The 25,704-nt window shown below is 72.5% G+C and carries 19 protein-coding genes, 1 tRNA gene and 2 pseudogenes; 9 read left to right on the top strand and 13 right to left on the bottom strand.

The window, feature by feature from the left end:
- The first annotated feature begins 167 nt into the window (after positions 1-167).
- The 3 genes from ACZ4NT_RS33845 to nadE all read left to right on the top strand — a co-directional run bounded on the left by ACZ4NT_RS33845 (position 168) and on the right by nadE (position 4,242).
- On the top strand, positions 168-860 hold the full coding sequence (locus ACZ4NT_RS33845; RefSeq protein WP_121407122.1) for an ABC transporter ATP-binding protein: 693 nt from the start codon (positions 168-170) through the stop codon (positions 858-860).
- Positions 857-3,238 carry an ABC transporter permease gene (locus tag ACZ4NT_RS33840; protein ID WP_467728923.1) on the top strand — a complete coding sequence of 794 codons (2,382 nt, stop codon included), beginning with the start codon at positions 857-859 and terminating at the stop codon, positions 3,236-3,238. The genes ACZ4NT_RS33845 and ACZ4NT_RS33840 overlap by 4 nt, the downstream gene beginning before the upstream one ends.
- A gap of 173 nt (positions 3,239-3,411) precedes the next feature.
- On the top strand, positions 3,412-4,242 hold the full coding sequence (nadE, locus tag ACZ4NT_RS33835) for an ammonia-dependent NAD(+) synthetase (protein WP_467728921.1): 831 nt from the start codon (positions 3,412-3,414) through the stop codon (positions 4,240-4,242).
- A gap of 31 nt (positions 4,243-4,273) precedes the next feature.
- On the opposite strand, the gene ACZ4NT_RS33830 is transcribed toward nadE, so the two are convergent.
- Genes ACZ4NT_RS33830 through ACZ4NT_RS33810 form a run of 5 tightly spaced genes read right to left on the bottom strand, consistent with a single transcriptional unit; the run spans position 4,274 to position 9,762 of the window.
- Positions 4,274-5,170: a Gfo/Idh/MocA family protein gene (locus ACZ4NT_RS33830; RefSeq protein ID WP_467728919.1), complete on the bottom strand. Its 897-nt coding sequence runs from the start codon at positions 5,168-5,170 to the stop codon at positions 4,274-4,276.
- Positions 5,171-5,202: 32 nt separating this feature from the next.
- Positions 5,203-6,402: an ROK family protein gene (locus ACZ4NT_RS33825; protein ID WP_183117118.1), complete on the bottom strand. Its 1,200-nt coding sequence runs from the start codon at positions 6,400-6,402 to the stop codon at positions 5,203-5,205.
- A gap of 18 nt (positions 6,403-6,420) precedes the next feature.
- Positions 6,421-7,287, bottom strand: coding sequence for a carbohydrate ABC transporter permease (locus ACZ4NT_RS33820; protein ID WP_183117117.1), 867 nt, complete (start codon positions 7,285-7,287; stop codon positions 6,421-6,423).
- 14 nt (positions 7,288-7,301) lie between these two features.
- Complete coding sequence (locus ACZ4NT_RS33815) at positions 7,302-8,327, bottom strand: carbohydrate ABC transporter permease (protein ID WP_467728917.1); 1,026 nt, start codon at positions 8,325-8,327, stop codon at positions 7,302-7,304.
- Positions 8,328-8,358: 31 nt separating this feature from the next.
- Complete coding sequence (locus tag ACZ4NT_RS33810) at positions 8,359-9,762, bottom strand: ABC transporter substrate-binding protein (RefSeq protein WP_467728915.1); 1,404 nt, start codon at positions 9,760-9,762, stop codon at positions 8,359-8,361.
- Between the two features lie 127 nt (positions 9,763-9,889).
- On the opposite strand from ACZ4NT_RS33810, the gene ACZ4NT_RS33805 reads away from it, so the two are divergent.
- The 5 genes from ACZ4NT_RS33805 (at position 9,890) to ACZ4NT_RS33785 (ending at position 16,063) form a co-directional block, all read left to right on the top strand.
- Complete coding sequence (locus ACZ4NT_RS33805; protein ID WP_467728913.1) at positions 9,890-10,936, top strand: zinc-dependent alcohol dehydrogenase; 1,047 nt, start codon at positions 9,890-9,892, stop codon at positions 10,934-10,936.
- An 11-nt stretch (positions 10,937-10,947) separates the two neighbouring features.
- Positions 10,948-11,748, top strand: coding sequence for a TIM barrel protein (locus ACZ4NT_RS33800; RefSeq protein ID WP_467728911.1), 801 nt, complete (start codon positions 10,948-10,950; stop codon positions 11,746-11,748).
- Positions 11,745-13,121, top strand: a complete 1,377-nt coding sequence (locus ACZ4NT_RS33795; protein ID WP_467728909.1) for an MGH1-like glycoside hydrolase domain-containing protein — start codon at positions 11,745-11,747, stop codon at positions 13,119-13,121. The genes ACZ4NT_RS33800 and ACZ4NT_RS33795 overlap by 4 nt, the downstream gene beginning before the upstream one ends.
- Positions 13,118-15,034, top strand: coding sequence for an amylo-alpha-1,6-glucosidase (locus ACZ4NT_RS33790; protein WP_467728907.1), 1,917 nt, complete (start codon positions 13,118-13,120; stop codon positions 15,032-15,034). The genes ACZ4NT_RS33795 and ACZ4NT_RS33790 overlap by 4 nt, the downstream gene beginning before the upstream one ends.
- Positions 15,035-15,184: 150 nt before the next feature.
- Positions 15,185-16,063: an ABC transporter substrate-binding protein gene (locus ACZ4NT_RS33785; protein WP_121407111.1), complete on the top strand. Its 879-nt coding sequence runs from the start codon at positions 15,185-15,187 to the stop codon at positions 16,061-16,063.
- 55 nt (positions 16,064-16,118) lie between these two features.
- Here the strand turns inward: ACZ4NT_RS33785 and ACZ4NT_RS33780 are convergent, their stop codons facing one another.
- Both ACZ4NT_RS33780 and ACZ4NT_RS33775 read right to left on the bottom strand, forming a co-directional pair.
- Positions 16,119-18,776 carry a SpoIIE family protein phosphatase gene (locus ACZ4NT_RS33780; RefSeq protein ID WP_467728904.1) on the bottom strand — a complete coding sequence of 886 codons (2,658 nt, stop codon included), beginning with the start codon at positions 18,774-18,776 and terminating at the stop codon, positions 16,119-16,121.
- Positions 18,777-19,150: 374 nt separating this feature from the next.
- Positions 19,151-19,235 (bottom strand) — tRNA-Leu (locus tag ACZ4NT_RS33775).
- Between the two features lie 144 nt (positions 19,236-19,379).
- On the opposite strand from ACZ4NT_RS33775, the gene ACZ4NT_RS33770 reads away from it, so the two are divergent.
- Complete coding sequence (locus tag ACZ4NT_RS33770) at positions 19,380-20,729, top strand: DUF2254 domain-containing protein (RefSeq protein ID WP_467728901.1); 1,350 nt, start codon at positions 19,380-19,382, stop codon at positions 20,727-20,729.
- 60 nt (positions 20,730-20,789) lie between these two features.
- Here the strand turns inward: ACZ4NT_RS33770 and ACZ4NT_RS33765 are convergent.
- The 6 genes and pseudogenes from ACZ4NT_RS33765 to ACZ4NT_RS33740 all read right to left on the bottom strand — a co-directional run.
- Positions 20,790-20,952, bottom strand: a pseudogene (locus ACZ4NT_RS33765) (aldehyde dehydrogenase family protein); the annotation flags it as partial.
- A gap of 125 nt (positions 20,953-21,077) precedes the next feature.
- Entirely contained in the window at positions 21,078-21,530 is a 453-nt protein-coding gene (locus ACZ4NT_RS33760) for a hypothetical protein (RefSeq protein ID WP_121407108.1), read from the bottom strand.
- Between the two features lie 146 nt (positions 21,531-21,676).
- Positions 21,677-22,852 (bottom strand): sugar phosphate isomerase/epimerase family protein, encoded by a 1,176-nt coding sequence (locus ACZ4NT_RS33755; protein ID WP_467728900.1) that lies wholly within the window; start codon positions 22,850-22,852, stop codon positions 21,677-21,679.
- A gap of 106 nt (positions 22,853-22,958) precedes the next feature.
- A complete protein-coding gene (locus ACZ4NT_RS33750) occupies positions 22,959-24,386 on the bottom strand; it encodes a nucleotide pyrophosphatase/phosphodiesterase family protein (RefSeq protein ID WP_467728898.1) in 1,428 nt (475 codons plus the stop codon).
- A complete protein-coding gene (gene eboE, locus ACZ4NT_RS33745; protein ID WP_467728896.1) occupies positions 24,383-25,552 on the bottom strand; it encodes a metabolite traffic protein EboE in 1,170 nt (389 codons plus the stop codon). Before eboE ends, ACZ4NT_RS33750 begins: the two co-directional genes overlap by 4 nt.
- 3 nt (positions 25,553-25,555) lie before the next feature.
- A pseudogene (locus ACZ4NT_RS33740) lies at positions 25,556-25,704 on the bottom strand (TatD family hydrolase); the annotation flags it as partial.

The following is a 25,704-nucleotide window of genomic DNA, read 5'->3' as shown; positions in this document are numbered from 1 at the left end:
CCCGTCCCGCAGGTGTACGTCGCGGGGATGACCCCGGGGCCGGGTCGTCCGCGGGGAGGGGCGGATGTCGGTGCCGCGGCCGACGCGCCCCGCGACGCCCCGCGCCTACGGTGACCGGGCCGGCACCGACACCCCCTCCGCACCGACCCGAAGGACGGACCCCTCCCATGACCCAGGTGATCCAGCTGGAGGGCGCGGCCAAGCGCTACGACAGCGCCGGCACACCCGCGCTCGGCCCCCTCACCCTCTCCGTGGACCAGGGCGAGGCCCTCGCCGTGACCGGTCCGTCCGGCAGCGGCAAGTCCACGCTGCTGAACCTCGTCGCCGGCCTGGACAAGCCGACCGAAGGCACGGTGACCGTGGCCGGGCGGCGGATCGACGATCTGAGCGAGCACGCGCTGGCACGCTTCCGGCGCGAGCGGATCGGCATGGTCTTCCAGTTCTTCAACCTGCTCGACGACCTCACCGTGGCCGACAACATCCAACTCCCCGCGCAGCTCACCGGCACCGCCCGGCGCACGGCGGCGGCGCGGGCCGCGGAACTGATGGAGCTGCTCGGCATCCGGAAGCACGCCCGTGCCTATCCGGGGCGGCTCTCCGGCGGCGAGCGCCAGCGGGTGGCGGTCGCCAGGGCCCTGGTGAACCGGCCGGCGCTGCTGCTCGCCGACGAGCCGACCGGCGCCCTCGACACCGCCTCAGGCCAGGACGTACGCGAGCTGCTGGTCGATCTGCACCGGGGCGGGCAGACCGTCGTGCTGGTCACGCACGACCTCGCGCTCGCGGAGGCCTGCGCGAGCCGCACGATCCACCTCGTCGACGGGCACCTCGCCCTCGACACCCGTGCGGAGGCCGTCCGTTGAGGGGCTTCGGCACCGGCGCGCTCGGCCGGGTCGTCCGATCAGGAGTGGGCCGGCGCCGGGTGCAGACGGTGGTGATCGCGGTGGCCACGCTGATGGCGGTGGCCTCGGCCGTGGTCGCCGGATCGCTCATGGTCGCCGCGAGCGCCCCCTTCGACCGCGCGTTCGCCCGGCAGAACGGCGCGCACCTGACCGTGCAGTTCGACCCCGGGAAGGTCGGCGACGCCCGGCTCGCGGCCACCGGTCGGCGCTCGGGCGTCACCGCGAGTGCGGGGCCGTACCCCGCCACGACGATCAGTCCGGTGGACGGGGGCGGCGGGCATCTGCCGGCACTGACCCTGGTGGGGCGGTCCGCCGCCCACGCCGACGTGGACGACCTGGACCTGAAGTCGGGCCGGTGGGCGGCGAAGCCGGGTGAGGTCGTGCTCTCCGCGTCCTTCGCCGGTCCCGCGTTCCGGCTCGGCACCGTCCTCGACACGTCGGAGGCGGCGGACGCCACGGCGCTGACCGTCGTCGGACTTGCCGTGTCGGCGAGCAGGACCGCCGACGCCTGGGCAACTCCCGCCCAGGTGCGGGCACTTGCTTCCGCCGGCAGCCCGCTCACCCGTCAGATGCTGTACCGCCTGGACTCCGCGGGGGCCGGCGGACACCTCGCCGCATGGCGCAAGAGCCTGACCGCCTCGGTACCGTCCGGCGCGGTGCTGGGCAGCCAGTCCTACCTCGACACCAAGCGCGACGCCGACCAGGGCGCGGCGCCGACCATCCCCTTCCTCGTCGCCTTCGGGGTGCTGGGCATCGTCATGTCGGTGATCATCGTCGGGAGTGTGATCGGCGGCGCGGTCGGCACCGGCCTGCGCAGGATCGGCATCCTCAAGGCGATCGGCTTCACGCCCCGCGAGGTCGTACGCGCCTATGTGGCCCAGGCGTTGATCCCCTCGGCCGTCGGAATCGCCCTCGGGGTCCTGCTCGGCAACCTGCTGGCCGTACCCCTGCTGCGGGACACCGGGCAGGCGTACGGCACCGCCTCGCTGTCGGTGGCCTGGTGGGTGGACGTGGTGGTGCCGGCCGCCGCGCTGCTCGTGGTCGGGGTGGCGGCGCTGGTGCCCGCGCTGCGGGCCGGGCGGCTGCGGACGGTGGAGGCCATCGCCGTCGGCCGGGCGCCGCGGACCGGGCGCGGCCAGTGGGCCCACCGCCTCGCCGGGCGGCTGCCGCTGCCCCGCGCGGTCACCTACGGTCTCGCCGGACCCTTCACCCACCCGGTCCGTACGGTCGCGATGCTGCTCGCGGTGGCCTTCGGAACGGTCGCCGCCACGTTCGCGGTGGGGCTGACGGCCTCGCTGAACGCGGTCGGTGACGCGCAGGACCCCGAGGACCGGGCCGCGGTCACCGTGATCGCCGGCGGTGCCGGGCCCGGGGCCGAGGGCGTACGGTTGCGCTCCGAACGCGGCGGGGCGGGGTCCGCGGACACCGCCGATCCTGCGCGGGTGCGGGCCGCCGTGGAGGCGCAGCCCGGCACGGCCTCCGCCTACGGCACCACCGAGGCGGACGTCACCGTGACCGGGATCTCCGGCTCGACGCGGGCCACCCTCTACGAGGGCGACACGGAGGCCGCGGGCTACGAGATGATCTCCGGGCACTGGATCGAACGGCCGGGGCAGATCGTCGTCCCCACGCGGTTCCTGGAGAAGACCGCCACCCGGATCGGTGACACGGTGAAGGTGACCTACGCACGGCACACGCGCAGCCTGCGGATCGTCGGCGAGGTCTTCGACACCTCGGACGGGGGCCTGCGGATGCACGCGGACATGGCCGACTTCGGCGGCGCCGAACCGCGTGCCTTCTTCGTCGATCTCAAGCCGGACGTGGCGCCCGCCGAGTACGCCGGGAAGCTCGGCGCCGCGGTACGGCCGCTGGGGGGCGACGTCCTGGTCAACTCCCCTTCACAGAAGGAGAACATGATCCTGATCCTGGAGGGGATGGCCGTGCTGCTCACGCTGATGCTGGTCTCGGTGGCCGGTCTCGGCGTGCTCAACTCCGTCGTCATCGACACCCGGGAGCGCGTGCACGACCTCGGTGTGTGCAAGGCGCTCGGTATGTCGCCGCGGCAGACGGTGAGTCTCGTCCTCGCCTCGGTGGCCGGGATCGGCGTCCTCGGCGGGCTGCTCGGTGTGCCGGCGGGCTTCGCCCTGCACGGCCATGTCCTGCCGGTGATGGGGCGCGCCGCCGGCACCCGCCTGCCGCCGTCGGTCCTCGACGTGTACGACCTCTGGCAGCTGGTGCTGCTGGGCGTCGCCGGTCTCGCGATCGCGCTTCTCGGCGCCCTGCTCCCGGCGGGCTGGGCGGCGCGGACCCGCACGGCGACGGCACTGCGGACGGAGTGACCCGGGCCGGCCCGAGGCGGCTCACCGGGATCCCGGCCGTGGGCGCGGACCGGGGTCTCGGGCGGCCCGACGCCGCTCACCTGCGCTTCTCCGCCGAAGGGCCGCCGAGCGGCGGGTCATCGCTCGATAGGGTGACGGGGACCGCACATCGTGGAACGGAACTAGGAGCAGTCGTGAGTGAGCCGGCGTCCGCCGCCCTGCAGCAGGAGATCGCCCGGGACCTCCAGGTCGCCGACACCTTCGACGCCGAACGGGAGATCGAGCGCCGGGTGGCCTTCCTCGCCGGGCGGCTGACCGCCACCGGGCTGCGCTCCCTCGTGCTCGGCATCAGTGGCGGCGTCGACTCGACCACCACGGGCCGGCTGTGCCAGCTCGCCGTCGAGCGGGCCCGGGCCGCCGGGCACGAGGCCCGCTTCTACGCGATGCGCCTGCCCTACGGGGTCCAGGCGGACGAGCACGACGCCCAGCTCGCCCTCTCCTTCATCCGGGCCGACCACGTGCTGACGGTGGACGTCAGGCCCGCGAGCGACGCCGCGTTCGACGCCGCGCTGGCCGCCGGCGTCGGCTTCCGCGACGCACACCACCAGGACTTCGTGCGCGGCAACATCAAGGCCCGGCAGCGCATGATCGCCCAGTACGCGGTGGCCGGCGCGCACGACGGCCTGGTCGTCGGCACCGACCACGCGGCCGAGGCGGTCTCCGGCTTCTTCACCAAGTTCGGCGACGGTGCAGCCGATCTGGTTCCGCTGACCGGACTGACCAAGCGCCGGGTGCGCGCGGTCGCGGGCGCGCTGGGTGCGCCCGCGGAGCTGGTGTGGAAGACCCCGACGGCCGACCTGGAGACACTGGACCCGGGGAAGGCCGACGAGGACGCCCTCGGCGTGACGTACGACGAGATCGACGACTTCCTGGAGGGCAAGCCGGTGGACGAGCGGGTCTTCGAGAAGATCGTCGGCCGTTACCGCCTGACCGAGCACAAGCGTCAACTGCCCGTCGCTCCCTGAGGACCTGCCGCCCGGCCGGGCGAGGCGGGGGCTAACCGGCCGGTGTCGCCTCGGCGATGAGGCGCTGGAGGTGGAGGCCTCGGCGCGCGTCGAGTTCCGTGCTCCGGCCGGTCCGGACGGCGTCGGCGAAGTCGCGGCGCAGCACGGGCCAGCACTCCTCGTGGTCGAGTTCGGCCGTGTCGTAGAGCAGCGGGGGGTGCGCGCCGAAGAGCTCGACGCGGGTGACGGCGTGCGGCACGTTCACCGAGCCGGACAGGGACGCCTGGCTCACCGCGCCGCTCTCGTGCTCGCAGGTGAGGTCGATCCAGCGGCGCGGGTCTCCCGTGCCGCGGACCCGGGCGACGGGTCCGACGGCGGCGTCGAGCAGGTCCAGCAGGTGCGGGCCGAGGTCGAGCAGGGCGCCGTGCTCCAGGCGCCAGGTGGTGGCGAAGTCGCCGCCGAGGAAGGCGCCGTGCAGGTAGCAGGAGCGTGCCCCCGCGACGTCGAGCTGCCGGGCGGCCCCGATGAAGGCGCGGGTCACGGGGTGGTAGCGCTTGGTCAGTACGAGCTGGGAGACCACCCCGGCCTCGTCGATCGCGTCGGCCAGCCGCTCGGCCGCGACGAGGTCGGGCCCGAGCGGCTTCTCCAGGAGGAGGGCCTTGCCCGACTTGGCCGCGCGCAGGGCGAGTTCGGCCTGGACGGCGGGCGGCACCGCGAAGGCGACGGCCTCGCAGCTGTCGAGCAGTTCCCCGAAGTGCTCGACGGCCCGGGCTCCGTAGGGGGCGGCGGTCTCGCGCGCGGCATCCGGCCGGCGCGCCCACACGGCGGCGAGGCGGGTCTCGGGCCCGGCGGCGAGCATCCGGGCGTGCATGGCGCGGGCCCACGGTCCGGCCCCCACGAGCCCGACCTCGACGGGGCGTTCCTTCCACGCTGCGGGTACGGCGGTCACGAGTGTCCTGTCTGTACGGGGTGCGGGCGCCGTCAGCCGGTGTGCGCGGTGAGGCGGGCGTCGGCGCGTTCGGGAGAGTAGAGGAACTCCACGACCATGGCGGCGGCTCCGATGAGGCCGGCGTGGTCGCCGAGGCGGGAGGTGACGATCTGCAGGTTGGCGGTGGTACGGGGCATGGCGCGCTGGTAGAGCAGTTCGCGCACGCCGGTCATGAAGGGGACACCGGACAGGTCGCCGGCGAGCATCAGGACCCCGGGGTTGAGCAGGGTGACGACGGTGACGAGGACCTCGCCGGCCCGCCGGCCGGCCTCCCGGGCCAGCCGGATGGCGTCCGGGTGCCCTTCGGCGAGCAGGCGTTTCACGTCGGAGCCGGAGGCCGTCGCGAAGCCGAGGGCGGCGAGCTGCCCGGCGAGCGCGCGACCGCTGGCCACGGCGGCCAGGCAGCCGTGGGAGCCGCACATGCACAGGGCGTCCGGCCGGTCGTGCAGACGGATGTGTCCGATGTCGCCGGCCCCGCCGTCCACACCGCGGTAGACCTCTCCGTTGACGACGACGCCCGCGCCGATCCCGGTGGAGATCTTGACCAGGACGAACGCCGAGCAGTCCCGGTGGTTGGCCTGGTACTCGGCCAGCGCCATCAGGTTGGCGTCGTTGTCGACGAAGACGGGCACCGGCCCGTCCTCCAGGCTGCGCCCCACGTGGAGGGTGTAGGCCTGCTGCATGCGCTCGCGGATGGGGTACTGGTCCCAGCCCGGCATGATCGGCGGCTGGACGACCCGGCCGGTCTCCCACTCGACGGGGCCGGGCACCGACATGCCGATGCCGCAGATGTGCGCGGCGTCCGTACCGGCGGCGGTGATGAGGTCGGGGAACCAGCCGGCGAGCCGGTCGAGGACCTGGTCGGGGCCGTCGCTGATGTCCAGGGGCGCGGTGTGCTCGGCGAGGATGGTGCCGGCCAGGTCGAGCACGGCGGCGCGGGCGTGCCGGGTCTCCAGGTCGATCGCGATGACCGAGGCGTGCGTCGGGTCGAAGACGAGCCGGTGGGAGGGCCGGCCGCCGGTGGAGGTGCCGCCGGCGTGCCGGAGCCAGCCCGCCCGGTTGAGGAGGTCCAGGCGCTGGCCGACGGTGGAGCGGGACAGGCCGGTGACGCGTTGCAGGTCGGCACGGGTCTGGGCCCGGCCACTGCGGATCAGATCGAGCAGTTCACCCGGACTGGCCTGGTTCGGCGTCATCATGTGCTCCCCCACTGTTCAGCTCTTGTCGGCGCCGCTGGTGAGGCCTTCGGTGAGGAGGCGTTCGGCGGCGAAGAACAGAAGTACCACGGGGATGGTCAGCACCACGGAACCGGCCATGAGGACGGTCTTGGGCACCTCGATGCCGTTGGAGAGCTGGGCGAGACCCAGCGAGACGGTCCATTTGGCGGGGTCGGCGGCGAGGAAGAGGAGTGCGAAGAGGAACTCGTTCCACGCGATCATGAACACGTAGAGCCCCGTCGCCATGAGGGAGGGCAGGGCGAGCGGCAGGATCACCTTGCGGACGGTCTGCAGTCGGCTGCAGCCGTCGAGGGCGGCGGCCTCCTCGATGGAGTACGGGATGGTGACGAGGTAGTTCTTCAGCATGTAGATGGACACCGGCACGGTCTGGGCGACGTAGACGATGGCGAGGCCGCCCAGGCTGGAGGAGAGTCCCAGTCTGGCGAACATGACGAAGAGCGGCACCGCCAGCAGCGTCGCCGGGAACAGGTAGACGGCGAGGAAGAGCGCGCTGACCTGGCGGCTGCCGAAGAACTTCAGGCGGCTGATGGCGTAGGCGCCGGGGACGGCGGCGAGCAGGGTCAGCACGACAGTGCCGAGGGAGACGAGCGCGGAGTTGAGCAGGAACTCCAGGAAGCCCTGACCGCCGGCGTCGGTGGACTGCAGCACGTTCTCGTACGTGGACAGGGTGAAGTCCCTGCCCGCCACCCACAGGGAACCGGGGTTCAGCAGCAGGGCGTCGATGGGCTTCACCGACAGCAGCAGCATGTAGTAGAAGGGCACGCAGGTGATCAGTACGAGGAAGGCGATGACGACCCGGCGCAGGACGCCGAACAGCCCCTCCTCGAACCGGGCCCGTGTCATGGCCGCTTTCTGCGTCACGATTCCTCCTGCACCTTGTTGCCGAAGAGCTTGAAGTAGAGGCCCAGCAGGATCATGAGCGAGAGGGCCAGCACGAGGGCCTGTGCGGCCGCGGCGCCCACGTCGTAGCGGGCGGTGAGGAAGTCGTAGACGCGTACGGCGGCGACGTCGGTGCCGGCCCCGCCTCCGGTCAGGAGGTACACGTCGTCGAACTTGTTGAAGGTCATGATGAAGCGCAGGACGCACAACAGCGCGATCACCGGCATCAGTTGGGGCAGCATGATGTAGCGGAAGCGCTGGGTGGGGGTCGCGCCGTCCACCTTCGCGGCCTCTTCGAGACCGTCGGGCACGGCCTGGAGGCGGGCGAGGATGAAGAGGAAGGCGAACGGGAAGTACCGCCAGCACTCGAAGGCGATCACGGTCAGCAGGGCGAGCGGGATGTCGAAGTGCAGGCCGAGCAGGTGCACTTCGTACGCGCGGGTGGAGAGGAAGGCGATCGGGTCGTCCCACCCGAACAGGCGCCGGCCCCAGTCGTTGACGACGCCGTACTGCGGGCTGAGCGCGACCTCCCAGACGAAGGCCACGGCCACGACGGGGGCGACGTAGGGCAGGAGCATCGCGGCGCGCAGCAGGCCCCGTCCGCGGAAGGGCTTGCGCAGGGCGAGGGCGGCGACGAGTCCCAGCAGGACGGAGCCGAAGGTGGCGCCCACGGTGTAGAGGAGCGTCGTCCAGAGGCTCGACCAGAAGCCCGCGGAGCCGAAGACCTGGCCGAAGTTGTCCAGGGACCAGTGGCCGAACAGGCCCATTCCCTGGATGTCGACGAGCTTGGCGTCCTGGAAGGCGAGCAGCACCGTCCACAGGATGGGCAGCACCACGACGACGAGCACGACGAGGAAGGTGGGTGAGACGAAGGCGAGTCCTGCGCGGTTCGCGCGCCGGGTGGCGGTCATCGGCCGGCGGGCGGGTGCGGGCGCGTCCGGTTTCCGGCCGGACGGGGCCGGGGGCTGGGGGCGCTGCTTCGCGCCCGTGGGGGCTGTTGTCATGGGGAGACCTTTGGTGGCGTGCGGCGAACGGCTACTGCAGGGACTTCTTGAGGGCGGCGACTTCGTCGTCGGCTTCGCGGGCGGCCTCGGCGGGTGAGATCTGTCCGCCGGTCATGGCGCCGATGGCCTTCGGTACGGGCAGTTCGCCGTTGGTGGCGCCGACGAGGGCTCCTTCGCCCTGGGTGATGCCCCAGCGGCGCATGTGCGTGACTCCGTCGGCGAGTCGGGTGAGGAGCCGGTCGGAGTAGACCTCGTCCAGGGGTTCGCGGGTGTCGACGCCGAGGTCGCTGTGGCGCCAGGCGTCGAGGTACTTCCGCGGCTCGGCCGCCGTGCCCCGGCGGACCGGGATCTTGCCCTCGGGGGCCATGCCGAACCAGGACTCGTAGCCGCTGCCCATCATGTACTCGATGAACTCGCGGGAGGCCGCCGTCTCGGCGGTCTTGGTCGTCACCCAGGAGGTGATCTCGCCGAACTGGGCGGGCTCGGCGGCGTCGGGGCCCTTGAGCGCGGTGACGATGCCGCTGTGGTCCGAGAGGTAGCGGGGGTCCTTCTTGCACTGCGGGCAGCTCGGGAGGGCGTCCTTGCGCAGTCCGGCGAGTTCGTCGAGCAGGAACGAGGACCAGATGACCATGGAGGAGCGGCCCGCGAAGTAGGTGGCGCGGGTGGAGTCCACGGTCTGGGTGCCGGGGGCCCCGTAGTCACGCGCGAGCTTGTCGTAGGTGTCGAACGCGGTGGCGCACTGCGGGGAGTCGAGGGTGACCTCGTGCCGGTCGTTCACGAGCCGGCATCCGTTGGCCAGGGCGACGCTCTCGAAGCTCTGGGAGGTGAACACGTCGCTGGGGTCCGTGGCTGCGGACATCCCGTCGTGGCCCTGCGTGGTGAGCTTCTTCGCTGCCGTCAGGGTGTCGGCGTAGGTGTCGGGAGCCTTCAGGCCCGCCTTGCCGAACTGGTCCTTGCGGTAGACCAGGAGCTGCAGCCAGGCGTCGGAGGGGACGCCGAGGCTGGTGGCGCCGTCCGAGGTCAGGTCGAGGGCGTTGGCGTTGAACGTGTCCCGGCCCAGCTCACCGATGATCTGCCGCGGGATGTCGGTGTTGAGCAGACCGTTGGTGTACATCTGCCAGGTCTGGCCCATGGGCGCCGCGCCGATGACGTCGGGCAGGTTCCCGGCGGCCGCGGCGGACATGATCAGCTGGGGCATCTGACCCTCGTCGACGCCCACCAGGTGGACCTTGATCCCGGTCTTCCGCTCGAACCCGTCGATGATCTTCCGGGTCGCGCCCACCCGGTCGGGGAGGTTCTCCTGGGACCAGACGGTGATCTCCCGGTCCGGTTTCCCGGGTCCGGTACTGCCGGCACAGCTGGTGAGCAGTCCGAGTGCCAGGGCTGCCGTGACACCGGCCGCGGTCGTCCTCGACCGCCGGGTCCTCGTGCGCATTGCATGTCCTCATCGCCGACTTACGTCTACTGAACACGCATCTCAGCATTACTTTTGCTGGTTGACAAGACATAAGTGGGAGATATTCTCGACGCAACCCAACCCCGCAACTCTTCCGGAGCCGTCCGTGGAACGCGTCGTCCAATTCACCGCCCCACGCCAGGTGGAGGTGGCCGAGCACACCCGTGCCGAACTTCCGCCCGGCCATCTGCGCGTGCGTACCCGCTACTCGGGTATCTCCGCCGGCACCGAACTCACGGCGTACCGCGGCACGAACCCCTATCTGACGCGCACCTGGGACGCCGAGGCACGGCTCTTCCGCGAGGGCTCGGCAGGCATCGCCTACCCCGTGGCGGGCTGGGGATACTCCGAGGTGGGCGAGGTCACCGAGGTCTCGTCCGAACTGGCCGGCACCCCGGGACTGCCCGCCGTCGGCGACCTGGTCTGGGGCATCTGGGGACACCGCAGCGAGGGCATCGTCCCCGCCGAGCGCATGCTCGGCCACACCCTGCCGGCCGGTCTGGAGCCGCTCGCCGGCGCCTTCGCCCGGGTGGGCGCCATCGCGTACAACGCCGTGCTCGCCGGCGACATCCACGTCGGCGAGGACGTCGCCGTGTTCGGGCAGGGCGTCATCGGTCTGCTGACCACCCGCCTCGCCCGGCTGAACGGCGCCCGCGTCACCGCCGTCGACGCCCTCGACGGACGGCTGGAGACGGCCAAGCGGTACGGCGCCCAGTACACCCTCAACGCCCGCACCGACTCCGTCGCCGAACGCGTCCGCGAGGCCACCGGCGGCGCGGGAGCCGACCTCGCCATCGAGATCAGCGGCGCCTACCCCGCCCTGCACGAGGCGCTGCGCTCGGTCGCCGTGGGGGGCCGCGTCGTGGCGTCCGGCTTCTACCAGGGCGACGGCATCGGACTGCGGCTGGGCGACGAGTTCCACCACAACCGTGTCCAGCTCGTCTGCTCGCAGATCGGCGGCGTGCCCCCGCAGCTGTCCGGCCGCTGGACGGTCGAACGGCTGCAGCGGACCTTCCTGCGGCTGGTCGCCGAGGGCCAGGTGGACGTCGCGTCCCTGGTCAGCCACGTCGTACCGGCCGCCGAGGCGGCCGACGCGTACGTGCTGCTGGACGAACGCCCCGCCGACGCCCTCCAGGTCGTCCTGGAATTCTGAGAGGCCCCCCGATGCTCAAGACCGCCGCACAAGAACAGCTCCTGCCGGGCGGGAGCCTGCAGGAGAAGTGGGAGTTCGCGCAGAACGCCGGCTACGACGCCATCGAACTGCGGGCCAAGGGCGACCTGCACTTCGCCTCGCGCCTGCCCGAACTCCGGCGGGCCCGCAAGGACGGCGTCGTCATGCCGACCGTCTGCGTGGACATGCTCCACTTCTTCGGCGCCTTCGACGACGACCTGCGCCGCGACGCGCTCGCGCAGATGAAGTCCCAGCTCACCGTCATCGCGGAGATCGGCGGCCTGGGGGCGCAGACACCCGCGTCCTACGGGATGTTCTCGCGCCGCCTGCCGCCCTTCGAACCGCCGCGCACCGAGGAGCAGGACCGCGAGGTCCTGCTGTCCGGACTGACCGAACTGGGCGAACACGCCCGCGCCGAGGGCGTCACCCTCTTCCTCGAACCGCTCAACCGCTACGAGGACCACATGGTCAACCGCCTCGAGCAGGCGGCCGACCTGATCCGCGAGACCGGCCTGGACTCGGTACGGATCGGCATCGACAGCTACCACATGAACATCGAGGAGAGCGATCCCTCCGCCGCGATCCTGGCGAACGCCGAGTTCATCGGGCATGCACAGGTGTCGGACTCCAACCGCTTCCAGCCCGGCGCCGGACATCTCGACTGGCCCGCCTGGCTGGGCGCCCTGCACACCATCGGCTACGACGGATACCTGGCCGCCGAATGCCGGCTGACCGGTGACCCCGTCGAGGCCGTCCGCTCCGTGCCCGCCTTCCTCGAGAGGTCCGGCGCGTGAGGGGAGTCCTGGACCGGCCCGCGCCCACCGCCACCGCAGACCTGACCCTGCGACGCGGTGCGGCGCGGGTCCTCATCGACAACTGGACCGGCACCTCCACCGTCCCCTCCCGCACGCTCTACCCGCACCAGTGGAGCTGGGACTCCGCGTTCATCGCGATCGGCCTGCGCCACCTGTCCGTACGCCGGGCCCAGCGCGAACTCGAAGCGCTGCTCGCCGCGCAGTGGGCGGACGGCCGCATCCCGCACATCGTGTTCAACCCGGACCTGCCGTGCGACGCCTACTTCCCCAGCCCGGACTTCTGGCGGTCCTCCCGCGCCGGCCGCGACGCCGGGGCGCCCGAGGCCGCCGAGACGTCGGGCATCGTGCAACCGCCCGTCCACGCCCTCGCGGCCTGGCTCGTGCACCGGGCCGACCCCGCGGAGTCCCGGCGCCGCGAGTTCCTCGCCCGCCTCCACCCGCAGCTCGCGGCCTGGCACGACTACCTGCTGTCCCGGCGGGACCTGGCGGGCGGCGGCCTCGCCGCGGTCGTGCACCCGTGGGAGCCGGGCATGGACAACAGCCCCTGCTGGGACGGTCCACTGGCCCGTGTCACCCCGGCGGCACCCGGGACGTACCGCAGGGCCGACCTCGACCACGGCCATCCGGCGGACCGGCCCACCGACCTCGACTACGGCCGGTACGTCCGACTCGCCACCGACTACCGCGACGCCGGCTACGACGACACCGCCGTGCACGGCTTCGCCGTCGAGGACCCCTGCTTCAACGCCCTGCTCATCGTGAGTGAACTGGCGCTCGCCCGGATCGCCGCCGAGCTGGGCGCCGACCCGGCGCCGCACCGAGCCCGCGCGCGCGACCTCACCCGGGCCCTGGTGGCACGCCTGTGGGACGAGGACGCCGGGCTGTTCCTGGCCCGCGACCTGGTCGCGGACCGGCTCGTCCCGGAGCACAGCGTGGCGGGGCTCGTCCCGCTGCTCGTGCCGGACCTGCCGGGCCATGTCGTCGAGCGGCTGGCCGACACCCTGGACGGCCCCCGCTTCCACGCCGGGTCCGCCTCGCTCGTGCCCAGTTACGACTTGACGGGGCACGCCTTCGACAGCACCCGCTACTGGCGCGGCCCCGCGTGGTTCAACACCGCCTGGCTCATCGAGCGCGGACTGCGCGTGCACGGCCGCGCGGCCCGTGCCGACCGGCTGCGCTCCGCCTTCCTCGCCGCCGCGGGCGGCTCGCGGTTCGCCGAGTACGTGGACGCCACCACCGGCGAGGGCCGCGGCACCCGCGACTTCTCGTGGACCGCCGCACTCACCCTCGACCTGCTCAGCGCCGACGACCTCGACCTGCCGGGCGCCGACGACAAGGAGCCCGCGTCATGACCGCTCGCCACGTCCGGCTCGTACGGGACGGGACCTTCGCCGTCCTCGGCGACGACGGCGGCGTGACCGGCAGCCGGGGCGCCGATCCGGACGGCCTCTTCCTGCGCGACGCCCGGCACCTGAGCCACTGGCGGCTCACCGTCGACGGCGACACCCCCGGCACACTGGTGCCCGCCCTCCCCCGGCCGGACGGCACCGCCGAGTGCGTCCTCACCCCGCCGGGCACGCGCGACGAACCCGCGGCGTACACGGTCTTCCGCCGGCAGGAGGTCACGGCCGGCACGTTCACCGAGCATCTGCGCCTGGTCAGCAACCGGCCCGAGCCCGTGACCGCGCGGGTCGAGATCACCGTGGACGCCGACTTCGCGGACCTGTTCGAACTGCGCGCCGACAACCGGCACTACCCGAAGCCGGACGGTGTCCGGCAGGCGCACGGCACCGCACAGGGCGCGCGGTTCGACTACCGGCGCGGCGACTGGCACACGGCGACCGCCGTCGGCGGCAGCCCGCACCCCGACACCGTGACGGCGGTGACGGACGGCGGCGGGACCGCACACCGGATGCGCTGGGCACTCGCACTGCCTCCGCACGGCGAGGGCGAGCTGCGGCTGACGGTCGAGGCCCTGCCGCACGGAGTCCCCGGGCCCGCGGCCGTCCCGGCCGCACCCGCCCGGCCCGCTCCCGCGCCGACGGGCTGGGACGACCTGGACCGGGCCTGCGAGCAGGGCCTGGCCGACCTGGACCTGCTCACCGTCACGGCGACCGGGGTGGACGGCGACCCGGTCGGGGTGCCCGCGGCCGGCATCCCCTGGTTCCTCACCCTCTTCGGCCGGGACTCCCTGCTGACGTCCTTCTTCCTGCTGCCCCACCGCCCGTCGGCGGCCGCCGGAACGCTCAGTGCGCTGGCCGCCACCCAGGGCCGGCGCCACGACACCTTCAGCGGCGAACAGCCCGGCCGCATCGTCCACGAGATCCGGCACGGCGAACTCGCGCACTTCCGCCAGATCCCGTACGGCCGCTACTACGGAGCGGTCGACGCCACCCCGCTCTTCCTGGTCCTGCTGCACGCACACCACGAGACCACCGGGGACACCGCGACGGCCCTCCGGCTGGAACGGCACGCCCGCGCCGCCGTCGACTGGATGCTCGGCGACGGCGGGCTCACCGAGCACGGCTACCTCGTCTACACCCCGGACCCGGGCGGCCTGGTCAACCAGAACTGGAAGGACTCGGCGGGCGCGATCTGCTTCACCGACGGCACCCAGGCCGAGGGTCCCATCGCCGTCTCGGAGGCGCAGGGCTATGCCTACGACGCCCTGCTGCGCACCGCCCGCCTGGCGCGGGAGGTGTGGCACGACGAGCCCTACGCCGAGCAGCTCGACCGGCACGCGGACCGGCTGAGGGCGCGGTTCACCCGGGACTTCTGGATGGCCGAGGCGGACTTCCCGGCGCTGGCCCTCGACGGTGACGGCCGCCAGGTGGACGCGCTGGCCTCGGACGCCGGGCACCTCCTGTGGTCCGGCATCCTGGACGAAGAGCACGCCCACCGGGTGGGCCGACGTCTCCTCCGGCCGGACTTCTTCTCGGGCTGGGCCGTCCGCACCCTCGCCGCGGGCCAGCGCCCCTACCACCCGCTGTCGTACCACCGCGGCAGCGCCTGGCCGCACGACAACGCGGTCATCGCCCTCGGCCTGGCCCGCGCCGGCCTGCACGACGAGGTGCGCACGGTGGCGGAGGGGCTCGTCTCCGCGGCGGCACGACACGGCCACCGCCTGCCCGAGGTGATGGCGGGCTACGACCGCGCCCGCGCCTCGGGCCCGGTCCCGTACCCGCACGCGTGCTCCCCCCAGGCCTGGGCGGCGGCGACGCCGCTCGCACTGCGCACGGCACTGTACGGAACCGACGCGCCCTGACCGGACGGGGTGCGGAGTCCACGCGCCGCGCCGGGCTCCGCACCCCCGCCGGAACCCTGCCGCGGCGTCCTCCCACGTGGCTTCGGCGGTCGTGCGGTTCCAGGTGATTTATGGTGACTCAAGGAGTTTGCCCCTACCGGAGGTGCAAAGATGCGCGCCGCGGCAGCGATTGTCTCTCTGGCCGTCAGTGGGGCGCTCATCGTCGCGACATCGGCCTGCGACCAGGACAGGCCGGAGTCGTCGAACGCCCGCTACGGCGACTGCGAGGTCTCGGGGCGCTACGGGGAGTTCGAGCTGTCACCCCGGACGGCGGGCGCCCTCACGGTCATGACCACCCTTCCCGCGCCCGGCTGGTGGAACGGCGACTCGCCGGACTCCGTCAAGAGCGGATACGAGTACTGCATGGCCGCCAACATCGCCTACCGGTCGGGACTCGACCGGGTGAAGGTGGACAACGAACCCTTCCCGGAGGTCGTGTCCGGCCGGACCGAGGACTTCGACCTGGCCCTGGCACAGATCACGATCACCCCGGAACGGAGCAAGGTCGCCGACTTCTCCCCGCCCTACCTCTCCTCGACCCTCGGCGTGCTGGTCAGGGACGACGAGAAGATCGACGAGAACAACATCCGTGACGTCCGCATCGGCGTGGCGGAGGGCACCACGGGTGACGAGTTCGTCGAGGACCGCCTCGAACCGACCAAGCCCGTCACCACGTTTGCCAACGACCCGGAGATGGTCACGGCGCTGGAGGAGGGCCGGATCGACGCGGTCGTCCACGACACGACGATCCTGCTGGCGTATCCCCAGAAACGGGAGGGCAGGGTGCGGCTCGCGGGACAGTACCGGACCGACCAGGGGTACGGCGCCCTCTACCCGAAGGGGTCACCGAACAAGAAGGAACTCGACCGGATCATCAGGCAGCTGATCGACGACGGCACACTCGCCAAACTGTCGGTCGTCTACCTCGGGGCGGCTTTCGGCCAGGACCCGGCCAAGATCCCGTACTTCACGGTCGACGGCGGCTCCTGACCGCTCCGGACGGCCGCGCACCCCGGGCGGGCGGCGATCCGGACTCCGTCCCGCCTCACAGGTCCGCCATCAGCAGAGCGCCCAGATCCGCGGCGGATCCGGCATCGAGCGACTGCTCGGCCCAGATGATCTTGCCTCGGTCGGTGTAGCGGGTCCCCCAGCGGCGGGACATCTGCGCCACCAGGAACAGGCCGCGGCCCCCCTCGTCGGTGGAGGCCGCGCGGCGAAGGTGCGGGGAGGTGCTGGTGCCGTCGCCGACCTCGCAGATCAGGCTGTCGCCGTCGCGCAGCAGCCGCAGACCGATGGGGCTCCCTCCGTACCGGATGGCGTTCGTCACCAGTTCGCTGAGGATCAGCTCGGTCGTGAAGGCGGCCTCGCCGAGCCCCCAGGCTTCCAGCCTGCGGGTGGCCTCGGCGCGGATCCGGGAGACCGCGGCCGGGTCGTCGGGCACCTCCCACTCCGCGACCTGCTCCGGGTCGAGCAGCCGGGTGCGTGCGACGAGCAGGGCGACGTCGTCGCTCGACCTGGTGCGGAGCATCGCGTCGAGCACCGCCCGGCAGGTCTCGTCCGGGGTGTCGCCGTCCGTGCCGGCGAGCGCCTCCTCCAGCATGGTGAGCCCGACGTCGATGTCACGGCCGCGGGCCTCGACGAGACCGTCGGTGTAGAGGACCAGGCGGCTGTCGGCGGCCAGCCGGAGCTCGGCCGTCTCGACCGGCAGGCCCCCTCCCACGCCGAGGGGCGGGGCGACGGGGACGTCGGGGAAGGTCACGGAGCCGTCGGGCGAGACCAGCGCCGGACCGGGATGACCGGCCCGGGCGAGAACGCACCGCCCGGAGACCGGGTCGTAGACCGCGTAGAGGCAGGTGGCACCGGTGACGGTCTCGGTGTTGCCCTCGGCCGCCGTGTCCTGGTCGATCCGGGCGATCAGGTCGTCGAGGTGCGCGAGAAGCTCGTCCGGAGGCAGATCCAGGGCGGCGAAGTTGTGCACCGCGGTCCTCAGGCGCCCCATCGTCGCGGCGGCGTGCAGTCCGTGCCCGACGACGTCGCCGACCACCAGGGCCACCCGGGCCCCCGGCAGCGGGATGACGTCGTACCAGTCGCCGCCCACCCCCGCCTGGGCGGGCAGATACCGGTGCCCGACGTCCAGGGCGGACAGCTCCGGGAGCACGCCGGGCAGCAGGCTGCGCTGGAGGGTGACGGCCGTGGTGTGCTCGCGGGTGTAGCGGCGGGCGTTGTCGATGCACACGGCCGCCCGGGCGGCGAGTTCCTCGGCGGGAGACAGGTCGTCCGACTCGAAGGGAGCCTGGTCCGAGCGCCAGAACTCGACGACCCCCAGGAGCTGGCCTCGGGCCCGCAGCGGCACGGAGATCATGGAGTGGATGCCGTATTCGACCACCCTCCGGGCCCGCTCCGGATCCTCGGCCCGCCATCCGTCGGCCGTGGCGAGGTCCGTCACCAGGACCGGCCGGCCGGTGGTCATACCGACGGCCACGGGGTTGCCGGGCGCGTAATGCATATGCGTCCCCACGGGAAGGAGGGGCGCGTCGTCCCGGATGCCCGCGGCCGCGACGCGGCGCATCTCCGTGCTCGCCTCCGTCGGTTCACCACCTTGCAGCACGGGCTCCAGCAGCTCGATGGTGGCGAAGTCCGCGAAGCGCGGGACCGCCACCTCGGTCAGCTCCTCGGCGGTGCGTTCCACGTCGAGGGTGGTGCCGATGCGCGTGCTGGCCTCGTAGAGCAGTTGCAGACGGCCGCCGGCCACGTCCGCCCGGCCCGCGAGGGCGCGCAGCTCGGTGGTGTCCCGCAGGGTCGCCACGCTGCCGCTCCTGGCGCCCACCGGTCGCACATTGACCGCGAGGAGGATGTCTCCGGCCAGGAAGACCTGGTCGGTGGCGGCCCGGCCCGATCCCAGCAGCCCGGCCAGGGCCGGGCTCAGTCCGAGGGCGGTGACCGCCCTGCCCTCGGCCTCCGGCGGGAGTGCGAGCAGCCGGCGGGCCTCGTCGTTGACCAGCAGCAGCCGTCCGTCGCCGTCCAGAATGATCACGCCTTCACGGACCGCGTGCAGCACCGCCTCGTGGTGCTCGTACATACGGGTCATCTCCACCGGGCCCAGGCCCCGGGTCTGGCGCCTCAGACGTCCGCTGACCAGGGCCGACCCTCCCGCGGCCAGCAGCAGCGCGACACCGCCGGCGGCGAAGATCACGGGCAGTTGGTCCTGCACCACACCGGACACCTTGTCGACGGTGACCCCCACGGTGATGAGTCCGACGGCGGTCCCCTTCTCGTCGAAGACGGCCACCGTCGAGTCGACCGCCTTGCCCAGGCTGCTGTCGAACGTGGTCTGGTGGGGCTCGCCCCCGAGCGCCTCGTCGTAGGAGGTGGAGACGTGCTTCCCGATCTGATCCGGGTCCGGGTGGGTCCACCGGAAGCCGTAGGGGCTCAGCGCCACGACATAGTCGACCCCGGTCTTCTTGCGCACCGCCTCGGCGTGCGGCTGGAGTGCCGCCGTCGGGTCATCGCTCTTCATCGCCGACGCGGTGCCGGGGGCGTTCGCGAACGCCTCGGCCGCCACCAGCGACCGGTCGCCGGCCTCGTGGATCGCGCGGTTGCGGTCCTGGACCACGAGCACCGCCACGGCCGTGGCGATGAGCAGCAGGACGACCACCAGCTGCAGCAGGAAGACCTGACCGGCGACACTGCGCGGCTTCAGCATCGACCGGACCCGCCGGCCGGTCGAACGGTGACGGGCTTCCGGGTCGGCTTCCGGCGGCCCGGCCTTCGGCGGCACCCGGTCGCCCCGGTGGATTGCCGGGCCGTATTGCCCAATTTTGCCCATTTCCTCAGTATCGGTGACCGACCCGTAGGACGCGGCTCAGGACGGGCCGGTCCGGTGCCGCCCGACCCGGCAGGCGTGGCCCGACGGCCGGTCCCAGGAGGCCTGGTCGACGGACATCCGGTGCCGGCCCTTCCCGGCGGGGCGCTGGGTCGACCACGTCCCGGGAACGGCAAAAAACCGGCGAGTCGCATGACTCACCGGTTTCCTTCAGCGCATGGAGACGATCTCGTGAACGTCGTCCTGTGTCTATGTGTCCGAGGGGGGACTTGAACCCCCACGCCCGATAAAGGGCACTAGCACCTCAAGCTAGCGCGTCTGCCATTCCGCCACCCGGACCAGGTGTCTGCCGCCAGGGCGGGGGTGCTCCCCGCGCGGCGACATGGACAACAATACCAAGCTTTCAGGGTGCCTTTCACCTGCGTATCCGGGCCCCCGGAGCGGTGCCGCGGGGGCGGCCGGGGGTCGGCCTACAGTCTCACCATGGGTGACTGGATGACTACGGCCGACCTGCGGAAGGGGCGTCGGGCACGTGCACTGTCGCCGTGGCGGGAGCATCTGCGCGACACGTTCTGGTTCGCGCCGACCGCCGCGATGGTGCTGGTCTTCGTCGTCTGGGCCGGGGCGGCCGAGCTGGACGCGATGATCGTCGCCTCGCTGCAGGAGTCCGGTGACTACGACGCCCTGGACTCGCTGCTGAAGATCGCCGACGACGCTCGGGTCGTGGTGACCACCATCAGCTCCGCCATGATGACGTTCATCGGAGTCGTGTTCAGCATCTCGCTCGTCGCCCTCCAGATGGCGAGCGGGCAGTTCAGCCCGCGCGTGGTGCGGATCTTCGTACGGAGCCGGATCACCAAGGCGACCTTCGCCGTCTTCCTCGCCACCTTCGTGCTGTCGCTCCTCGTGCTGACCGGCTTCGACGGCGAGCGCGACGCCCGCGTGGTCACGTCCGTGCCGCTGCTGCAGTCGGTCCTGACGCTCCTGATGGTCGGACTCAGCCTGCTGCTGTTCGTGATGTACGTGAACACGATGCTGCGGCTCATGCGGGTCGGCCACGTCATCGACCGCATCAGCCGGGAGTCGTCCCGCGTGATCGCGCGGATGACCGTCCCCTTCTCCGGGCGGGAGGGGACCATGGCCGACGTGACGGCCGAGTTCGGGGCCGAGACCGCGCTGATCGTGCACCGGGGGCGGGCCGGAGTGCTGCGGGACGTGAACGTCGGGCGGCTGGTGCGGGCGGCGCGACGGCAGGGTGTGGTGCTCCGGCTCATCCCCCGGATCGGCGACTTCGTCGTGCCCGGCACGCCCGTGCTGGCCGTGCACGGCGGGACGGCTCCCGACCCGCGGCTGCTGGGTTCCGCCGTCTCCGTGGGCGTCGAGCGCACCTTCCACCAGGACCTGGGGTTCGGGCTGCGGCAGCTGTCCGACATCGGGCTGCGCGCGCTGTCCGCAGCGGTCAACGACCCCACGACCGCCGTCCAGGCCCTGGACCGCATCGTGCAGTTCCTCGCGTCCGTGTCCGGTCGGCAGCTCGACGCCTGGCTGCACCGCGACCGGAAGGGGGCGGTACGGCTGGTGCAGCCCGTGCCGGGCTGGGCGTCGCTGGTGGATCTCGGGTTCGCCGAGATCCGGGTGTGCGCCGTGGGCACCCCCCAGGCGACCCGGCGCCTGATCGCCGGGCTCGACGATCTGCTGCGGATCACCCCCCGGGCGCGGCACGCGCCGCTGGTGCGGCACCGCGCGCTGCTGACCCAGGCCGTGGAGCGGGCGGTGCCGGAAGCCGCGGACCGGGCGTTCGCCCTCGGTGCCGACCGCCAGGGCATCGGCTAGGGCGGGTGCCGGGTGCGAGGCTGCGGACGGCGTCCGCCGCCTCGCACCACCAGCGTCACCTCACGGCATCAGGTGGTACTCCGGGGAGTTCCCGGGCAGTCGCTCCCCGGTCGGCCCGTGCGTCACCGCGCGCACCCAGCAGCTCGCCGCCCACGAACGCGCCGCAGCCGCCGAACAGTTCGTCCCGGTCGCCGCCCGAACGCGGTGTGCCGTGGCCCGCCTCGGGGCCGCCCGATGTGCGCGGCGGCCCACCCGTCCCCGCCGAACCGCCCGGCCCCACGCGGGCAGCCCGGATGGGCCGCGGCGGGCCCCTCCCTGCTGCACCCCGGCCGGTCCCCCGCAGGCGGCTCAGCCCACCGCCTGCTTCACCAGCGCGCCGATCCGCTCCTCCACCTCAGGCGTGACCTCGGTCAGGGCGAAGCCGGCCGCCCACATCGTGCCCTCGTCCAGCTTCGCCTGGTCGCTGAAACCGAGCGTCGCGTAGCGCGCCTTGAACTTCGCCGCGCTCTGGAAGAAGCAGAGGACCTTACCGTCCAGCGCGTAGGCGGGCATGCCGTACCAGAGCTTCGGCGCGAGGGCCGGGGCGGCGGCCCTGACGACGGCATGGACGCGCTCGGCCATGATCCGGTCCGGGTCCTGCATCTCGGCGATCTTCGCGAGCACCTCGCGCTCGGCCTCCGCCGCCTTGTCCGCGCGCGAGCCGCGGCGGGCCGCGGTCTTGAGTTCCTCGGCGTGGTCCTTCATCGCGGCCCGTTCCTCGGCCGTGAATCCCTCGTGCGTGCCGCGTCCACTGCTGCTCATCGCAGATCTCCCCCTTGCGGATCCGACGTGCGGGCGTGTGCCAGGGGAGGACTTTATCCCGGGGGCACCGACACCGGTCGCTGAATGATCGAGCGCGTCTCCGCGCGCCGCGACACGGGTGCGGTACCCCCCGGGGCTCTCGTCCGTCAGGTCCGGGTTCCCTTGCCGCGTGTCCTGCGCAGCGCCGCGAGGTTGTCGTAGCCGGTCCTCGCGTGGCGCAGCGACTGGGCGGGGTCGGTGGGGCTCGGAGCGTTGTCCTGCTCGACCATCGGATGGTGATGGTTCCGGGCGCCGACGCGGGAGAAGAACGTCGTGTAGTCGATGACGCCCGTGCCGAAGGGCACCATGTCGTACCCCATGCCGTTGGTCGTGTTGACGGTGCCGTCCTTGGCGTGGAAAAGGGGGTAGCGCTTGTTGTGGCGGGCGACGAGTCCCGCCGGGTCGAAGACGTCCTCCTGGGCCGAGCCGTCGTGGGCGGTGTAGGTGTGGAACTTGTACTGGGCCACGTGCGCCCAGAAGACGTCCATCTCCAGCCAGACGGCCTTCGGATCGGTGATCCGCAGGAAGTACTCGAGCTTGCGGATGCCGGAGCTGCGGGTCGGACGGCCCTGCGCGTCCGGCGGGCCGCCGTCGAGCAGGAAGCCGTAGGCCGCGTCGTGGTTGTGGGTGTAGAGCTTGATCCCCTCACGGCGGGCGATCGCGCCGAGGGCGTTCCACTTGTCGGCGGCCACGTCCCAGTCGGCGCGGTAGGAACTGCCGGTGGGGTCGCCGCCGGTGCCCATGTGGTTCATGCCCAGGATGTTGGCGATCTCCAGGTGCTTCTTGAAGGTGTCCAGATCGGGTGCCGTCAGCGGCCAGGAACCCGGTATGAAGCCGTGGTTGCCCTGGGCGCGCAGCCCGTGGTCGTCGAGCCAGGACCGCAGCAGCCGGGCGCCTTCGACGGACTCCAGGTTCGCGCCGCCCGGCGCGTTGGCGTGCTGCCCGTAACCGGCGAACTCCACCTGCCGGTATCCGTACCGGGCGAGCTGCCTGAAGACCTCGAGGAAGCCGGAGGGCAGGTCGGTGGAGAGCGGGTCGCGGCCCGTCGCGTCCCGGACGGTGTAGAGGATGATGCCCCGCCTCGCCGCCGGTACGAGGACGTCGCCGCCGTGGCCGTGGCCTCTGCCGGAACTCTGCGCGAGGGCGGGCGGCGCGCCGAGGACGGGCGCGGCGATCGCCGCGGTCGCGGCGGCGGTGCAGGTGCTGAGGAAGCGGCGGCGGTTGACACCGAGTGTGCGGCGCAGGGCGTCGCCGGTGTCGGATGTGTGGTCGAACGCGGTCACGGTGTCTCTCTTTCGGGTCGGTGTACGGCTCGGACGGGTGCCGGACGAACTGCGGCCGGAGGGTGTGCGGGCCGCTGTACGGATCGCGTTGTCAGTGGCGGGTGTTTCACTTTCCGTAGTCGCTCGTCACGTCGGCCGGACCGCCGGCGAGGCCGAGCAGCAGGGATTTCACGTCGGTGGCCGCGACGCGGCCCGTGATCGCACGGGGGGTGGAGCAGATGATGAGCGGACCGTCGTCGTCGCTCGTCGGGAGGCGGCCGTGGCTGCCGCGCACGGGCGAGGGGTCGAGAGGCACGACGGCCATCCGGTAGCGCATGCCGAGTTTCTTGCGGGCCAGTGCCCCGGCGGCCTTGAGCCTGACGTAGGGGTCCTCGGGGTCGAGGAAGAGTTCGGCGGGGTCGTAGCCGGGTTTGCGGTGGATCTCGACGAGCTGCGCGAAGTCGGGAGCGCGGGTGTCGTCCAGCCAGTAGTAGTACGTGAACCAGGCGTCCGGCTCGGCGAGGGCCACGAGCTCGCCGGAGCGCGGGTGGTCGAGCCGGTGGGCCTTCTTGCCCTCGTCGTCGAGGAGTTGCTCGATGCCGGGCAGCCCGGCGAGCACCTCCTTCACGGCCGCGAGGTCCTCGGGCCGGCGCACGTAGACGTGGGCGATCTGGTGGTCGGCGACCGCGAAGGCGCGGGAGGCCGTCGGGTCGAGGTACTCCATGCCGTCCTGCGTGTGCACGTCGAGGAGGCCGGCGCGGCGCAGGGCGCGGTTGATGTCGACGGGTCGTTCCACTCGGGTGATGCCGTACTCGGACAGCGCGACGACGGTTCGGCCCTCGGCCCCGGCGTCGTCGAGGAGGGGGGCCAGCGCCGCGTCGAGGTCCGCGGCGGCCCGCAGGGAGCGGGGGTCGTCGGGGCCGTAGCGCTGCAGGTCGTAGTCGAGGTGGGGGAGGTAGCAGAGCGTCAGGTCCGGCGCGCGGGTGCGGTTCACGTGGCGGGTCGCGTCGATGATCCACTGGCTGGAGACGAGGTCGGCGCCCGGCCCCCAGAAGTGGAACAGGGGGAACGTGCCGAGTTCCGCGGTGAGTTCGTCGTGAAGGGCGGGAGGGCGGGTGTAGCAGTCGGGTTCCTTGCGGCCGTCGGCGTAGTAGACGGGACGGGGCGTGACGGTGATGTCGGTGTCGGCGCCCATGGCGTACCACCAGCAGATGTTGGCGACCGTGTAGCCGGGGTACGCGCGGCGGGCCGCGTGCCACAGCTTGTCCCCGGACACCAGGCCGTTGTGCTGGCGCCAGAGGAGGACGTCGCCCAGTTCGCGGAAGTACCAGCCGTTGCCGACGATGCCGTGCTCGTCGGGGTGGGTGCCGGTGAGGAAGGTGGACTGCGCGGCGCAGGTGACGGCGGGCAGGACGGTACCGAGCGGGGCGCGGGAGCCGGACAGGCCGAGCCTCTTCAGGTGCGGCATGTGGTCGAGGAGGCGGGGGGTGAGGCCGACGACGTCCAGGACGAGGAGAGGGGTGGGCCGGGGGTGTCCGTGCGGTGGCCGGGTCACGGCAGCTCCTTGAGTCCGAGGTCGGTCAAGAGGTCTCTGGCGAGTCCGAGTTCGGCGGCGATCCCGTCGGCGAGCCGGGCGCGGGCACGGGGCCGCAGTGCGGGCGGGAGTGCCTGCCAGGTGTAGGTCTCCACCTCCAGATGGCGGGTGAGGGGGTGGGGTCCGCCGACGAGCCGGGTCAGTGCGGCCCGGAGCACCGGGAGGGTGGAGGTGAGGGGTGCGGCGGGGGCGGCGTGCAGGGGCACGTGGAAGTGGGCGCGCCAGGGCGAGCCGTCGGGCAGGGCGTCGCCGCCGAGTGCCTGCCCCAGGTCGTCGGTGCCGCGCAGGCCGCCGCTGGTGCGGGTGCGGGTCTGGTGCAGGAAGCGGGGCTCGTCGAAGGAGGCGAGGGCCGTGCGGACTTCGGGGAGATGGGGGTGCTCGGCGTGGAGAGCGGCCGACAGCTGTGCCTTGACGACGGGGACATCGGCCTGCGCGAGGGCGTCCAGGGCGGTGTGCGGGTCTTCGAAGGAGGTGGCGAGGTGACAGGTGTCGACGCAGACGCCGATCCTGTCGTGGCCGACAGCGGTGAGCGGGGCGATGGCGTCGTGGGTGGTCTCGACGATGCAGCCGGGTTCCGGTTCCAGGCCGACCCGGATCGAGCGGCCGGTCAGTTCCTCCAGGGCGTCGAGGCGTTCGGCGAGGGTGGTCAGCGCGGTGTGCGCGGCGGCCGCCCGCTCGTCGCCGTGGGCGGTGCGCCAGGCCAGCGGCAGGGTGGAGATGCTTCCCTCGGTGACGTCGTCGGGCAGGAGCCGGGCGAGGACGCGGGCCAGGGCGGTGGTGTGCCCGAGGCGCTCGGGGTCGGCCCAGTCGGGGCGGTACACGCGGTACTTGACCTCTTCGGCGCCGAAGCCCTCGTACGGGAAGCCGTTGAGGGTGACGACTTCCAGGCCGCGGCGGTCGAGTTCGGTGCGCAGGCCGCGCAGGGCGGAGGGGTCTCCGACGAGGGCGTGGACGGCGTCCTTGGCCAGCCACAGGCCGATGCCGAGACGGTCGCGTCCCAGGCGGCGGCGGACGGGTTCGCAGTGGTCGCGGAGCTGGGCGGTGACCCCGTCGAGGGTTTCGGCCGGGTGCACGTTGGTGCAGTAGGCGAGGTGGACGGTGGAGCCGTCGGGGTGCCGGAAGCGCATGGGTCACGCCCCCGTGGCCGGTGCGCCGTCGTGCGCCTCCTCGGGCCGGGCCGGCCGGGGGGCGCCGCGGAGGACGGAGTTGCCCTCGTGGGTGGCGGCGGTGCCGGCGACGTCGAGGCTGAGGCGTCCGCTCAGGGAGTAGAAGGCGACCG

The sequence above is a fragment of the Streptomyces sp. NPDC026417 genome, from assembly GCF_055567695.1.
This window is presented reverse-complemented; position numbering and strand designations above follow the sequence as displayed.